The 14,032-nt window shown below is 68.3% G+C and carries 13 protein-coding genes; 2 read left to right on the plus strand and 11 right to left on the minus strand.

Going from position 1 to position 14,032, the window contains the following annotated elements; all coding sequences use genetic code 11:
- Window positions 1-391 precede the first annotated feature (391 nt).
- Both AB0C84_RS43860 and AB0C84_RS43865 read right to left on the minus strand, forming a co-directional pair.
- Window positions 392-595, minus strand: a complete 204-nt coding sequence (locus AB0C84_RS43860) for a hypothetical protein (RefSeq protein WP_361078275.1) — start codon at window positions 593-595, stop codon at window positions 392-394.
- Between the two features lie 302 nt (window positions 596-897).
- Entirely contained in the window at window positions 898-1,995 is a 1,098-nt protein-coding gene (locus AB0C84_RS43865; protein ID WP_361078278.1) for a glycoside hydrolase family 25 protein, read from the minus strand.
- 2,140 nt (window positions 1,996-4,135) lie between these two features.
- Here AB0C84_RS43865 and AB0C84_RS43870 point away from each other — a divergent pair.
- Window positions 4,136-4,357 (plus strand): hypothetical protein, encoded by a 222-nt coding sequence (locus AB0C84_RS43870; protein ID WP_361078281.1) that lies wholly within the window; start codon window positions 4,136-4,138, stop codon window positions 4,355-4,357.
- Here the strand turns inward: AB0C84_RS43870 and AB0C84_RS43875 are convergent.
- Window positions 4,347-5,081, minus strand: a complete 735-nt coding sequence (locus AB0C84_RS43875) for a helix-turn-helix transcriptional regulator (RefSeq protein ID WP_361078284.1) — start codon at window positions 5,079-5,081, stop codon at window positions 4,347-4,349. The genes AB0C84_RS43870 and AB0C84_RS43875 overlap by 11 nt on opposite strands.
- Before the next feature lie 62 nt (window positions 5,082-5,143).
- Here AB0C84_RS43875 and AB0C84_RS43880 point away from each other — a divergent pair, with 62 nt between their 5' ends.
- On the plus strand, window positions 5,144-6,499 hold the full coding sequence (locus AB0C84_RS43880; protein ID WP_361078287.1) for an MFS transporter: 1,356 nt from the start codon (window positions 5,144-5,146) through the stop codon (window positions 6,497-6,499).
- Between the two features lie 502 nt (window positions 6,500-7,001).
- Here AB0C84_RS43880 and AB0C84_RS43885 read toward each other — a convergent pair.
- The 8 genes from AB0C84_RS43885 to AB0C84_RS43920 form a co-directional block, all read right to left on the minus strand.
- A complete protein-coding gene (locus AB0C84_RS43885; protein ID WP_361078290.1) occupies window positions 7,002-7,277 on the minus strand; it encodes a hypothetical protein in 276 nt (91 codons plus the stop codon).
- A gap of 1 nt (window position 7,278) precedes the next feature.
- Window positions 7,279-8,322 (minus strand): methyltransferase, FxLD system, encoded by a 1,044-nt coding sequence (gene fxlM / locus AB0C84_RS43890; protein ID WP_361078293.1) that lies wholly within the window; start codon window positions 8,320-8,322, stop codon window positions 7,279-7,281.
- A gap of 221 nt (window positions 8,323-8,543) precedes the next feature.
- Window positions 8,544-9,554, minus strand: a complete 1,011-nt coding sequence (locus AB0C84_RS43895; RefSeq protein WP_361078296.1) for a substrate-binding domain-containing protein — start codon at window positions 9,552-9,554, stop codon at window positions 8,544-8,546.
- Window positions 9,555-9,590: 36 nt separating this feature from the next.
- Window positions 9,591-10,640, minus strand: a complete 1,050-nt coding sequence (locus AB0C84_RS43900; RefSeq protein ID WP_361078300.1) for an ABC transporter permease — start codon at window positions 10,638-10,640, stop codon at window positions 9,591-9,593.
- On the minus strand, window positions 10,637-12,130 hold the full coding sequence (locus tag AB0C84_RS43905; RefSeq protein WP_361078303.1) for a sugar ABC transporter ATP-binding protein: 1,494 nt from the start codon (window positions 12,128-12,130) through the stop codon (window positions 10,637-10,639). Before AB0C84_RS43905 ends, AB0C84_RS43900 begins: the two co-directional genes overlap by 4 nt.
- A 12-nt stretch (window positions 12,131-12,142) precedes the next feature.
- Window positions 12,143-12,541: a D-ribose pyranase gene (gene rbsD, locus AB0C84_RS43910; protein ID WP_361078305.1), complete on the minus strand. Its 399-nt coding sequence runs from the start codon at window positions 12,539-12,541 to the stop codon at window positions 12,143-12,145.
- A complete protein-coding gene (locus AB0C84_RS43915) occupies window positions 12,538-13,482 on the minus strand; it encodes a ribokinase (RefSeq protein WP_361078308.1) in 945 nt (314 codons plus the stop codon). Before AB0C84_RS43915 ends, rbsD begins: the two co-directional genes overlap by 4 nt.
- 88 nt (window positions 13,483-13,570) lie before the next feature.
- A partial coding sequence (locus tag AB0C84_RS43920) for an aldehyde dehydrogenase family protein (RefSeq protein WP_361078311.1) occupies window positions 13,571-14,032 on the minus strand: 462 nt, incomplete at its 5' end.

The following is a 14,032-nucleotide window of genomic DNA, read 5'->3' on the forward strand; positions in this document are numbered from 1 at the left end:
CAGGACCTGCTCCTCGTCTGTTTCGGTCGCTCGGTGCACGCAGGGGTTCACGTCCACCTCGTCCATGCGGTCGGCTTCAGCCATCGCACTCCCTATCCTGAAGAGCGAAACATTGCAGGTCGTCGCTTATCACATTGCGTGCCTTGGTTTCCCGCGTCACCTCTCGCGTCGGCTACACTTTGCGCATTGAGAGTGACAGAAAGTTATATCTGCTGGTCGTGCCTATGATGGTGATGTTCAGGGCGCCATCGTTGCCACATGTCGATCAGACTCGAGGCACGTTGCACACCCTTCGTTCAATGCGATCGTTGTACCTTCGGCTCTTCGTGCTCTAGGTCGGATGTGCTGTACCGGCTCCGCCTCCGGTCCTCTGGAGGGGCGCTCAGGGACACTACGGCTTACTCGGCGGCACCGTTTCGACCGAATCATCTATTAGGTCGTCGAACCATGCCGGCCGGCCCTCCAGATCGAGTTCGCTCATCGCCTTATGAATGTCCGCTTCCGGCTCGATCGGCCTATCAGCTTCTTCGTCGCCAAGGGGAAAAGCACGATCATCCTTGGTCGCGGTTCGTCCGCGAAGTGAGGTGTAGGCCATGACTCCCCTGATTGCCTGACATCTTCCGGCCTCGATTGCCTTGGATTAGCTGATGCACGCCCGGAGCCGGGCATGGGCGAGTGTCGAGTGGGCGGACGGGGTGGGTGCTCGCGTGGCGAGACCCATCCCATTACGCACCTGTCCAGGCGTCTGATACCTGCTCGCTCTGGAAAGGGGCAAGCGTTGATCGCCCTGGCCCGTCGCCCTCTTGTCCACGCCCGTGTCATCTGGGCGGCGAATTCACCCAGAAAGTGCCGGTTGGCTTCAGGTGATATTGCCGAGCGGGTGACGGACGCAGGGACTCAGCCACGGTCCTGGGCGATGGTCCACCGTCCGGCCGTCGCCCTGGGTGCGGGCCGGTCGCCGGGGTCGCCGCCGGCGGGGAAGGCCGCGACCGAGACGTACACGTGCTGGCCCTTGCGGAGCCCCTTGGGCATGGCGGCGGTCGCGATCTGGTCGCCGCCGGTCGCCTTGGCGTCGGCGCGGACTTCGGCCCACGACCCGGCGGACTTTCCGTCCTTCCAGTCGTGGACCTCGAACTGCAGTTGGTACCCGTCGCCCTCGCTGAGGCCCTCGATGCGGACGACGGTGTCGATGTCCGCCCATGTCGGGGCGGGGGCCACGTAGCCGGGATAGCCGTCGGGATGGTCCCTGTCGGGTTCGGAATGAGCCTTGGCCGGGTCGGTGTGGGTGATGTCCCAGTTGAGGCGGGTGAACCGGCCCCATTCGAGGTTCTGGGGCCTGGATTTGCCATAGCTGCTGCGGATGGGCACTTCGTCCTCCTGGTGGTCGCTGAGGGCCAGCGCCTTCAGTTCTGCGAGCGAGCCGCGGAAGGCGTTGACATCGCAGCGGCCCGGGACGCCCGGTACCGCGCCGCTGGACGAGTACTGCAGGATCGAGATGGGCTCTCCGCCGAACTGCACCCACCACGAGGAGGGGACCTTCCTGTAGAGAGCGGCCGGGGCGCCGTAGCCGGAGACATACCGCGACTGCCAGATCGTGTCGAAGAACCCTAGGTCGGGGCGGCCATGGGCCTCCCAGTACCAGCGCGGGAAGTAGCCGATGACCGGGTGCCCGCCGGTGCGGTCCTTGAACTCGGCCACCCACTCCCTGGCCGTGGGCACGTTCGCGCCGGACGCCTCGACGTCGAGCGCGACGGCGAACCGGGAGAGCTCTCCGACCTTGGCCAGGAAGTAGCGGGCCTGCGCGGCGCCGTGCCCTCCGTGCAGGAAGTGGTAGGCCCCCGGCACGAACCCCGCCCCGAGGGCCAGCATGCCCGACCGGTTGTGTCCCCAGGTGGGGTTGGTGTAGTCGGTGTTCTCGGTGACCTTGGAGAATCCGAAGCGGATCCCCGAGCGCTGTACCGCGGCCCAGTTGGGATTGCCCTGATAACTGGCCACGTCGACTCCGTAAAGCAAAACCGTCCCCCTTTTGGTGGTCGAGGTCACCCTGAGATAAGACGAGTCGGGCTTCGAGGAGCCAAGCCGGCCGCGTGATCATGGATCGAACTCGGGCCGATCGCTGTAGCAGGTCCGCGACGTCCTCTCGAACGCCCTGATCCGTGTGGGACATCTCTAGGCGTCGGAATCGAGATGGGCTCGGCGGTGGCGAACCAGCACGCGAAAGCGCACCTCGTATGCCCTCCGCCGTCCGCCGCCGACGTCAGGTAGGAGACCTGGGCCTTCAGCCAGGCCACCCCCCGGCGTGCCGGTTCTGCCGTAACCGATTTCGGGGACCGCCCATGGGAAGCCCTTCGAACGGGCGAACTTCACGGCCGGCCCCCATAGGCTGGGGCTGCCAACGGAGGATGGACCACAGGAACCTCAGCGTTTGCGCATCGAGGTCCCCGTCGGCCATCGCGGTGATCGATGGCTTCCCGCTCCAGCGGCCGGCCCGCTTTCCCGCGTCCACTCCGGTGTTGCAGGCCGCTCTGGACGCGGGCATGCCCGCGGCGGCGGGCTGGTAGGAACGGCGGATGGTCAGCGGCCCGTACGCCGCATCCTCCGCGGCGAAGCCGGAGCCGGACAGATGCTGGGGGCACGTCCCCCTCAAGATCGCGTTCCGGTCTCTCGTCATGGGTTCCCGCTTCGCTTGCAAGCACCGTAACTGGGTATTCCTCGTAATCCTTTCAACGATTCTTGCAGTCGCCTCTGTGATAAAACAGCAATAAGGTGGATAGTGGACCGATTTCCCGAGTAATAATAATGTAACGGTTAAAATGAAAATGTCATAGCAGGCCGAAGAGTGTGAAGTGAGCGCGTTGAACCTTGGGGCGTTGGTGAGGAGTCTGATGAGGGAGTGGTTAAGTAAATTCGGGCATATGTGTACTTATGGTTGAAAAGTAATACCATTTGGACCTGGTGGAGTCCTCGCGTCCGGGAGTTCGTAGGCGAGCCTCTGACCCCGGGCGAACTGGACGCAGGGTGCGTTGGGCGCCATTGAGGCCATTGAGTATAACCAAAGTGTGATCCTTTTCTGGCGAGTGCTCACTTAAAGGGCTCGGTCGCTATTTCGGTGGTGGCGGAGGATGAGGCTCATCCGAGAAGGATGCGCTGACGCGGGAGGTGGAAGCCTGCTCGGTGTGCATCTGCCTTTGATCAGCTTGGCTTTAAGGGTTGACGCCTCCGATTCCGTCATTGCGGTATTCGCTGGTCAGAGTGGCGCAGAAGGCCGAGATCGTCCGCATTGCCCTGGATGGCCCGCGCCCCATTGCCCACGGGGCGCATGAGATCGGCGTCCATGGCACAGCCTCCGTGAACCCACAGGTACGCCGGTTCGTCGAAGCCGCTCAGGGAAGCTCCGAGCTCTGGCGCCCATGGTGCTCACCAGCACCAAGCCGGTGAACCAGACTCTCGTGGCTTTCCGGGTGGAGGGTTACGTGCCGGTCGGCGCGGGCGACGGTAGCGCACCCTCGATCGACCTAGCCGCGCGGCTGCACGGAACGCCGAACGCCACCGGACTCGCTCGCCGAAGCGGACGTCGTCGAGGAACGCATGGCGGGCCTCACTCCAGACCTGTCGGTTTCCGAACTGAGGTTCCCCCCGTAGCACGGACAGCTCGGGTGAGATGGGTCAGGTGGTCGTGAGCGAGGGCGAAATCTCAGACACCGCACCAGTCTCCGATACTGCTTCCTTGCAGCGGTCGTTCCCTTATCGCTACGACGCTCAACTCGTGGGCGTCACGCACAGGGTGCGGCCTTCCCGGCGGCGACGGCGCATTTGGCATTGCTCGACAACCGGGAAACCTCTGGACGCCGCGAACGTGCGGCGGGGCTTCCGGCTCATCACCAAGAATGCGGGGATCGGGATACATGGTCGCCGAACTGCGTCACTCGTGCATGTCGATCACGAGCTACGGGGGAGTGCCCATCGAGGCGGTCGGCGATCTGTGCGGGCACTCTTCTCCGGCGGTCACCGGGGAGGTCTACCGGCACCAGGTCAGGCCAGGTAGACCAACGGTCTTCATGGCTCTGACGGCGATTAGCAGCAACGCTTGTCGACGAGTTTCGGCAACGCGTTGTGGTCGCGGTGTGGTGTGTTGATGAGTTTCAGCAACACCCGGCCGCCCGCTTATCGAAGATTCGCTGTGGTGTGTCCGGGCTGGAGGTCGATCCGTGGTGTGATGCGCGAGCACGAGGTGTCGGCCGGCAAGACGGGATCGGAACTGATTCTGGGGGGTGGCTGGCGGACCTCCGCGTCGTCAGGTGACCGCGTCGCCCGGGTCGTACCGGTCAGCGTGACGGAGATCGAAGTCAACCTCTGAGCAGGTAGCGCTTGGGTGTGGTGCCGACCGTGCGGCGGAAGGCGGCTAGGAACGCGCTCGCGCTGGCGTACCCCACGCTGTGGGCCACCCGCGATACCGGCTGCCCCTCGGCCAGCAACGGCAGGGCGGCACGCAGCCGTACCTGGGTGCGCCAATGGTCGAAGCTCATGCCCGTGTCGCGCACGAACAGCCGCGTCAACGTCCGCCGGCTCACGCCCGCCGCGCGGGCGTGAGCCTCCAGGCTGCGCGGGTCTGCGGGATCTGCTAGCAGGGCTGCCGCGACCACCTGGACGCGCTCGTCGGTCGGTTGCGGCACGTTGATGGGTCGGGTGGGAAGAGGACGCAGCAGGTCGGGTACTACCGCCTCGGCGCGCGACCGCGCTTCGTCGGTGAGGTCGGCACGGTCCAGATACCCGATGAGCTCGGCCAGCAGTCCGTCGACGCCGACCGCCGTCGGTTCGGACCAGTTCACCGGGCAGCGATCGGGCGCCAGATAGAGGCTGCACAGGACCGCGTCGCGGGTCGCGCCGGTGGTGTGGGTGACGCCGGCGGGCAGCCATAGCGCCCTGGTGGGCGGCAGGACCCAGTACACCTCGTCCACACCGACGCTCAGGACGCCGCGGCGGGTCCAGGCGAGCTGGTGGTAGGTGTGCTCGTGCGGGGGGATCCACTCTCCGGAGGCCAGCGGGAAGCGGCCGACGGTGATCGCGCCCATGTCCTCCATGCGACACAGTCTGGCCCCATCGCGCATTGTGGCCAAATGCGGCGGATCATAGCGTCGTTCAGATGCCGATGATCGTGTTGTGCCTTGTCCAGTTCATGCTCGTGCTCGACGACACCGTCGTGAACGTCGCCCTGCCCAGCATCCGCGATGACCTGGGCTTCGGCGCGTCCGGGTTGCCGTGGGTCGTCAACGCCTACTTCCTGGCCTTCGGCGGGTTGCTGCTGTTGTGCGGCCGGCTGGCGGACCTGCTGGGCCGCCGACGCGTCTTCCTCATCGGTGTGGCGCTGTTCGGGGCGGCCAGCCTGGCGTGCGGGCTCGCGCAACAGCCATGGCAGCTCGTGACCGGGCGGTTCGTGCAGGGCACGGGCTCGGCGATGGCCGGTCCGGCGGCGATGTCGATGATCACGTTGCTGTATCCGGGGCCGGAGGAGCGGGCCAAGGCACTGGGCATCTGGGGTGGCATCGCGGCCCTGGGCGCGACCTCGGGCCTGGTGATCTCCGGGGCGCTGACCGACCTGGTGTCCTGGCGCTGGATCTTCCTGATCAACCTGCCCGTCGTCGCTGTGGCGCTGGCGCTGCTTCCCCGCCTGGTCCCCGAGTCCCGCGCCCCCGGGCGGCGCCGCCTCGACGTTCCCGGCGCGGTCCTGGTCACCGGTGCCGCGGTGACGCTGGTGTACGGGCTGCTGCGCGCGGGTGAGACCGGCTGGACCGATCCGGTCGTCGCCGGCGTCGTCGTGCTGTCCGCCGCTTTGGCAGTTGCGTTCCTTTCGGTCGAGTCGCGGGCGGTCGCGCCGCTGGTGCCGGGGGCGTTCTTGGCCTCGCGGACGAGGGCGGTGGCCAATGGCGCGACCCTGCTGTTCTCGATGGCGATGTACGCGATGTCGTTCCTGCTGATGATCCAGGTGCAGACCGCCCTGGGGTACAGCCCGCTCCTTGCCGGCATCGCCTACCTGCCCTACGGCGCCGGCATCCTGTCGGGCATGTGGCTGTCCTCCCGAATCTCCCCCAGAATCGGGACGCGCTGGACGCTTCTGCTGGCGTTCCTGGTCAACGTCGCCGGCCTGTTGCTGCTATCCGGCTTGGTGGCGGGCGACTCCTACCCCGTCCACGTCCTGCCCGGCATGCTCGTGCTGAGCATGGGCAATGGACTGGTCCTGCCTGTCATGGCCACGGCCGCGGTCGACGGCACCACCGAGGACGACGCCGGTCTCGGCTCGGCCCTGTTCACCTCCGTCCAGCAGATCGGCGGAGCCGTCGGAGTGGCCGCGCTGGCCATCATGGGCTACTCGAGCGGGCTCACGGCGGGCGCGATCTGCATGGCGCTCGGCGCCGTGCTCATCGTCGCTCTATTGCCGCCGCAGGCCAACGGCCGGCGGCAGCCCGCCGACATGGAGGCGGCGGCCGAAGCAAGCCGATAGCCGGACACCCAGGTGGCGACGACATCGGCGAAGCCGCCGCTCTCCCCAGGGTCAGGATGCGGCGGGAACCGACGCACCGCGGATTTACCCTCGTTGGCCTCCGCCACCTCAGAGCGTTACTGAAACTCGTCGATATCACGCCCCCCACCTGAGCGCCGATGTGGCTCAAACCGACGAACAAGCGTTCCTGCTTCTCGGGGACGCAATCAGACTTCGTCAAACCCGGTGGGCTTCACTGGTGAGCGGTGACCGCCGGTAGATGAGCAGGACCTCGCCTTGAGGTTGGTAGTCAGGGCTAACTCCGATGCGTGGCATGGCTCGGGGCGTTCTGCTGGCGCGTGGTCACCTCCCCGGCTGTTTCAGCGGCGTTGAGGGATGGCGTTGCGGTGAAGTCCAGCAGATCGTATGACTGCGGAAAGTGCGCGCTCATGCTCGACGGTCAGGTGCGTACGGCCGCTCCCATTGTTGATGACCTCTTGGGCGGCGTATCCGTCTTCGGAGGTCAGCCTGTTCGACTAGTGTTCTGCGCCTGAAATTCGTTGTAGTGGCAGAGTGTGCGGTGGTGCTCTTCTGTGTTGGTGAGGTGGCGGAAGGCTAGGGAGCGGCCGTCGATCAGGGCGGCCATGTTCTGTACGGCGGCGGCCGACGCTTGGTCGTTTTCCGTGTGAGCGGTGCGGGCCATTTCGCGGATTTGACCGACCCGCTCGGCGAGGAATGGGCAGGTGGGGCGGGGGCGGGCGACCAGTGGGAAGCGCTGGGCTATCGCGGCGACGTTCATCTCATCGCCATTCGATGAGGATCCGGTTGAGGGCGTTGGAGAAGGTGAAACGGCCGGGGCCCTGGGCGGGAGGCGGGCTGTCGAGCGGCTGGATCTCGAAGGTGACCTCGCGTCCGCGGTACTCGTGGTCCCAGGTGCGGACGGACTCGGCGACCTGCTCGGCCAGGGCGTCTCTGCCGGGGCCGTGGCCGATGACGCCGAACTCGTACAGGCTGGCGCCGTCCGGGGCGGCGTGGGTGGCCTTGCGGCGGGTCAGGTAGGTGAGTGTCGCCTGGTCGGAGCAGGCTGTCGAGCTGGGGTAGGGGGTCACGAGCGTGACCGTGCCGTCGGAGGTCACGGGAACCATGCGCCGCGGATCGTCGGCGATGCCTTGGCGAAGCGGCATGAAGGTGTTCATCTCGCTGCTCAGGCTGCGCCAGGCACCATCCTGCTGTTCGAAGGCGATGGAACGAGCGACGGTGCCCCGCAGCCGCAGCGGGGTGAGGAGCCGTCCGCCCGGGGCGAGCTGGTCGAGCCAGGCGTGGGGGACTGCGTGTGCGCCGACCGTGGCGATGACGCGGTCGTAGGGCGCGTTGTCGGCGTGGCCGAGAGCGCCGTCGCCGAGGATGACGGTGACGTTGTCGATGCCGGCGGCGGCCAGTGAGGTGCGGGCGCCCTCGACGAGGTCGTCATCTACATCGATGGTGGTGACGTGGCCGGTCGGGTCGGCCAGGTAGGCGAGTAGTCCGGCGTTGTAGCCCGTCCCGGCCCCCAGCTCCAGGATCTTGTGGCCCGGTTCGACCTGGAGTTGTTCCAGCATCATGGCGACGATGCCGGGCTGGGAGGCGCAGCTGATCGACGCGCCGCCGGCGTCGAGCTTGATGTCTACCGTGGCGTTCGCGTACGCCTTTTCCAGGGGAGCTTGCGGCACGAACATGTGGCGGGGGACGGTGCGCATCGCCTCTTCGACGCGGCCGGTGCGGATGAGTCCGTGCTCCATTAGCTGGTTGACCAGGGCGTGGCGTAAAGGCTCGGCGGAGGCGGCCTCGATCGTGTCGTTGCTCACGCGGGCCACCGTAGTGTTCAGGCAGTGTCGGCTTCGGCGAGAGCCATGACGTCGCACTCGCTGGCCGCCGCGAGCCGGGGACTGCTCTGTTGCGGCGTGCGCGTGACTCTGGATCACGTTATGCACGCTCGACTTCTGCTCCTGCAGCGGCCTGCCGGTCGCCCTGAGGGAGGACGATCCCACCGGCCCCCGGGGCGGGGCCGGTGGGACCTTCGCGTGTCCTACTTCAGGGACGGGGGGACGTCAGCGGCGTCGCCGAGCCCGACCAGGTAGTCGGCGTACTCCTCGGCGCCGTCCTTCGTGACGAGCCTGCCCTGCAGAGTCTCGTCGGCCGCGACCTTCTTGCCGGCGAGGACGTCGGCGGCGAGCGTCATGACCTTCTGGCCCAGCGCGAACGGCGACTCGGCGTTCGTCGAGTACATGTCGCCCGCCGCGACCGCGGCCAGTGCGTCGGAAATGCCGTCGTTGCCGACGAGCTTCACCTTCTTGGACAGGTTGCCGGCCTTCAGCGCCGACAAGACACCCATGGCCATCTCGTCGTTCGCGGCGTACACGCCGTTGATGCCCGGGTTGGCCTGCAACACGTTCGTCATCACGTTCAGCGCCTTGGCGCGGTCGAAGTCGGCGGCCTGCTTGGCGACGACCGTGATGCCCTTGTGCTTGGCGATCTCCTCGTTGAAGCCCTTGCTCCGGTCCTGCGCGACGTTCGTGCCGAGCAGGCCCTGGATCTCCACGACCTTGCCCTTCTCGCCGACGGCCTCGGCGAGCGACTTGGCGGCGTTGCGCCCGGCCTGGACGGCGTCGTAGCCGACGAATGTGGCGAGCTTGCCGCCGGACGGCTTGCGGTCGAACGCCATCACCGGGATGTTCGCGCCGTTCGCCTGCGTCACCGACGACGTCGCCGACTGGGTGCTGACCGGGTCGATGATGAGGATGCCGGTCTGCTTGGAGATGGCCGTCGTCGCCTGGTTGAGCGCGGCGGCGTCGCTGTTGTTGGCGTTCTGCACGTTCAGCTTGATGCCGAGCTTGGCCGCCTGCGCCTGCGCGCCGTTCTTGACGCTGACGAAGAACGGGTTGTTGAGCGTGCTCATGATGATCGTCGCGTCCTTCTTTCCGGACGCCTTGCCGGTGGAGGCGCCGGCGTCCTCGCCGGCGCGGCTGCACCCGGTCAGGGCGAGCGCGGCCGCGGCCGTCACGGCGATCACGGCGCGGGTGGTTCTGGCCACGCGCATGGGAATCTCCTTTTGCGGGGTTGGGGTGGGAGTCGATCAGGGGGTCTTGGCGGCGGTGCCGCTGCGATGAGACGGTCCGCCCTGTGTGGTCTTGTCCGCACGTTTCGGGATGAGGGAGCGCAGCACGTCGATGTTGCGGTCCAGGAACACGGCCAGCAGGATGACCAGGCCCTTCACGACGTTCTGCAGGAACGGCGAGACGTCCAGCAGGTTCATCCCGTTGTCGATGACGCCGAGGACGAGCGCGCCGACGAGGGTGCCGAGAAGCGTGCCGCGGCCGCCGGCGAGGCTCGTTCCGCCGATGATGACGGCGGCGATGGCCTCCAGTTCCAGGCCGGTGCCGGCGGTGGGCTCCGCGGTGGACAGCCGGGCGGTGAGGATGAAGCCGGCGAGCGCCGCCAGCACGCCGCTGATCACGAACGCGAGGATCTTCACCCGGTCGGTGCGGACGCCCGACAGCCGGGCCGCCTCGGTGTTGTCGCCGGTGGCGTAGACGTGCCGGCCGAACCGGGTCCGCGCGAGCAGGTACCCGAACACCGCGAACACCACCAGCATGATCACGACGGGGACGGGCACGCCGGCGATCCGGCTCTGCCCGATGCCCTGGAAGTCGTAGTCGGTGACGGCGACCGGGTTGCCCTTGGTGAGCTGCAGGCTGAGGCCCGACAGCACCGACATGGTGGCCAGTGTCGCGATGAACGACGGCATCCGTGTCTTGGTGACGAGCAGCCCGTTCACCAGCCCGATCGCGGCGCCCGTCGCCACGCCCGCGCCGACCCCGGCGACGAGACCGTGGTCGCGGAGCGTCTGCGCGGTGACGACGGCGGTGAAGCCGAGCGCCGCGCCGACCGACAGGTCGATCTCCGCCAGGATGATCACGTAGGACTGGCCGACCGCGAGCAGCGCCGCGACGGACGTGGCCAGCCCGACGTTCATCAGGTTGTTGTGCGTCAGGAAGACCGGTGAGGCGATGGTCAGGATGATCCCGACCAGCAGCAGCATCCAGACCGCGCGCAGCCGGCGCGCGGCGGCGGCCGCCGAGGAGAGCCGCGACGGGGACGCGAGGCTCGTGACGGTGGAGGTCATGGGGCACCTACCAGTGCGTGCTCGAGGATGTTCTGTTCGTTGACGTCGTCGCCGGTGAGCTCGGAGACGGTGCGTCCCTCGCGCATCACGAGGACGCGGTCGGACATGGCGACGAGCTCGGGCAGGTCGGAGCTGACCAGCACGACGGCGACGCCGTCCGCGGTGAGGCCGTTGATGATCCGGTAGATCTCGGTCTTGGCGCCGACGTCGACGCCGCGCGTCGGCTCGTCCATCAGCAGCACCCGGGGCCCGGCCATCACCCACTTGGCGAACAGCGCCTTCTGCTGGTTGCCGCCCGACAGCGACCCGGCCGCGATGGACGGCGACGCCGCGCGGACCCGCAGGTCCGCCATCACCTTCCCGGTCTCCGCGCGCTCCCGGCCGCGCAGGACGACGTCGGCCTTCGTGAAGCGGCCGAGGGACGGCAGCGACACGTTCGCCTCGACGGACTGCTGCATGGCGAGGCCCTCACCGGACCGGTCCGGGGTGACGTAGGCGATGCGCCCGGAGATCGCCTGCCTCGGGCCGCGCGCCCTGACCGGCTCGCCGTCCACGGTCACCGTCCCGGACGTGAGCGGGTGCAGGCCGAACAGCGCGCGGAGCAACTCGCCGCGGCCGCAGCCGACGACACCGCCGATGCCGAGCACCTCGCCCGCCCGGACGTCCAGGTCGACGTCGTGGAACGCGTCGCCGCCCGACGCGCCCCGGACGCGCAGGACGACTCGGTCCGTGGTGTTGTGCTCCTTCGGGTAGAAATCGTCCACGGTGTCGCCGACCATCGCGGTGACGACCTGGGCGGGGGAGAGCGTCCCGGTGGGCTCGTCCAGGGTGACGCGGCCATCGCGCAGGACGACGATCCGGTCGGACAGCTCGAACACCTCGTCCAGCCGGTGGCTGATGTAGAGGATCGTGACGCCGGCCTTGCGCAGCCGCCGGATCTGCTCGAACAGCCGCTCCGACTCCCGCTCGTCCAGCGCCGCGGTCGGCTCGTCCAGGATCAGCAGCCGAGGCTTGTGCGTCATCGCCTTGGCGATCTCGACCATCTGCCGTTCGGCGACGCCGAGCTCGCCGACCGGCCGCCGCACGTCGATGTCCAGCCCGAGATCCTTCAGGGCGGACACGGCGGCCTCCGCCATCCGGCGGCGCGACACCAGCAGGCGCCCGAACCGGCCCTCCCGGTCGAGGATGTGCATGTTCTCGGCGACGGTCAGGTTCGGGAACAGGTTCTGCTGGAACTCCTGGTAGATGACCTCGATCCCGAGCGTCATCGCGGCCTGCGGGTCCTTCAGGACCGCGGCGCGGCCGTCGACGAGGACCGTGCCACCGTCCGGCTGGTGCGCACCGGAGATCACCCGCGTCAGGGTGGACTTGCCGGCGCCGTTCTCGCCGCACAGCGCGACGACCTCGCCCGGCTCGACCGCGAGGCCGACGCCCCGCAGCACGTGGTTCTCCCCGAACGACTTGTGGACGTCGACCAGTTGCATCCGCATGTCGATCTCCCGTCAGTAGACGACGCCCGCGGTCAGCAGCACGTTCGCGTACGGGGTGAACTCCCCGGACCGCACCGCCGCCCGCGCCTCGCCGGTGGACCGCTTGAACTCGGTGTGCGGCACGAACCGGATCTCGACACCGGGGAACCGGGCCTCGATCTCGGCGAGCATCTCCGGGCTGCGCTCCTTGATCTCCTCCGACATCAGCACGCCCTCCACGGCGACCTCGGCGAGGACGGTGTCCAGCAGGTCGAGGAAGCGGGGAAGGTTCTCCCGCACCGCCAGGTCCACCCGCTCCACCCCGGGCGGGACGGGCAGCCCGGCGTCGGTGACGACGAGCCTGTCGGTGTGCCCGAGTTCGGAGATGACCCGGGCCAGCTGGCCGTTGAGCGTGCCGTGGTTGCGCCTCATCGGGCGGCTCCTTCCAGGGTGTTGCCGGACATCAGTGCGTCCACCTCGTCCCGATCGGGCAGGGACGGGCTCGCGCCGGGCCGGGTCGTCGCCAGCGCCCCGGCGGCCATGCCCCGCCGGATGGCACGTTCCATGGCGTCGCCGGCCGCGAGTGCCGCGCCCAGCGAGCCGGTGAAGGCGTCCCCGGCCGCGGTGGTGTCCACGGCGGTGACCTGGTAGGCGGTGAAGTGCCGGGCGCCTTCGCGGGTGACGGAGACGGCGCCGCCCGCGCCCAGCGTGATCAATGCGTGGCCGACGCCGCGGTCGAGGAACCATCGTCCGGCCCTCTCGGCGGACGCCGGGTCGGTGACCTCCACACTCGTCAGCTCCGTCGCCTCGCTCTCGTTCGGCGTGACCAGGTCGATGTGCGGCCACACGTCGTCCGGGAGCGCCTGGGCGGGGGCCGGGTCGAGGACGACCGTCAGCCCGGCCGCCCTGCCCGCCTTGGCCGCGTGGCAGGTCGTCGCCGCGGGAACTTCGAGTTGCAGGAGCAGGACGCCGACCTTCCCGGCGGTCGCGCCGATGCTCGCGTCGACCATGGCCGGGCTGAGGTCGGCGTTCGCCAGGGGGGTGATGACGATGTCGTTCTCCCCGGACGCGTCCACGCGGATGTGCGCGACGCCGGTGCGGCCGTCCACGGTCCGGACCTCGTCCAGTCCGACGCCGTACGACCGCAGGCCGTCCAGGACGATCTCGCGGAACGGGTCGCGGCCGACGCAGCCGGCGAGCCACGTCGGTGCACCCGCGCGGGCGGACGCGACCGCCTGGTTCGCGCCCTTCCCGCCGAGCACGAGGGTGAAGTCGTCGCCGAGCACGGTCTCACCGCGCCGCGGGAACCGTGCGCTGAACGCGGTCACGTCCGCGGTGATGCTGCCGACGACGAGAACACCGTGGGGTTCCATCGCGGTCCTCCTGTTCCGGCTGTTCGAGGCATGAGTGGGGAGAGGTAACGGCGATCGCGCCGTTTCCTTGGGTGTTTGCGGTTGTGGATCAGATGCCGACGGGGTGCCAGACGGTTTTGGTCTCCAGGAACGCGGTCAGGCGCGCGGTTCCGGGCTCTTGGGTCCAGTCGTCGGTGGCGCGGAAGACGCGCTTGAGATTGTCGGCCGCCTTGTCCTGGAGGCCGGGCACGTCGTCGTCCGGGACGCCGGTGAGGTCGATGGCGTTGACGTCCATGTGGGCGGCGAGCCAGGGTGCGATTTCGGTGCGGTGGCCGGTGAGGAGGTTCACGACGCCGCCGGGCAGGTCGGAGGTGGCGAGCACCTCCGCCAGGGTGATGGCGGGCAGCGGCGCGGGTTCGGAGGCGACCACGACGGTGGTGTTGCCGGACACGATGGCGGGGGCCAGGACGGAGACCAGGCCGAGTAGGGGTGAGTCGGGTGCGATGGCGGCGACGACGCCGGTGGGTTCGGGTGTGGAGAAGTTGAAGAAGGGCCCGGAGACGGGGTTGGC

It is taken from the genome of Actinomadura sp. NPDC048955, from assembly GCF_040649435.1.
GTDB lineage: Bacteria > Actinomycetota > Actinomycetes > Streptosporangiales > Streptosporangiaceae > Spirillospora > Spirillospora luteofluorescens.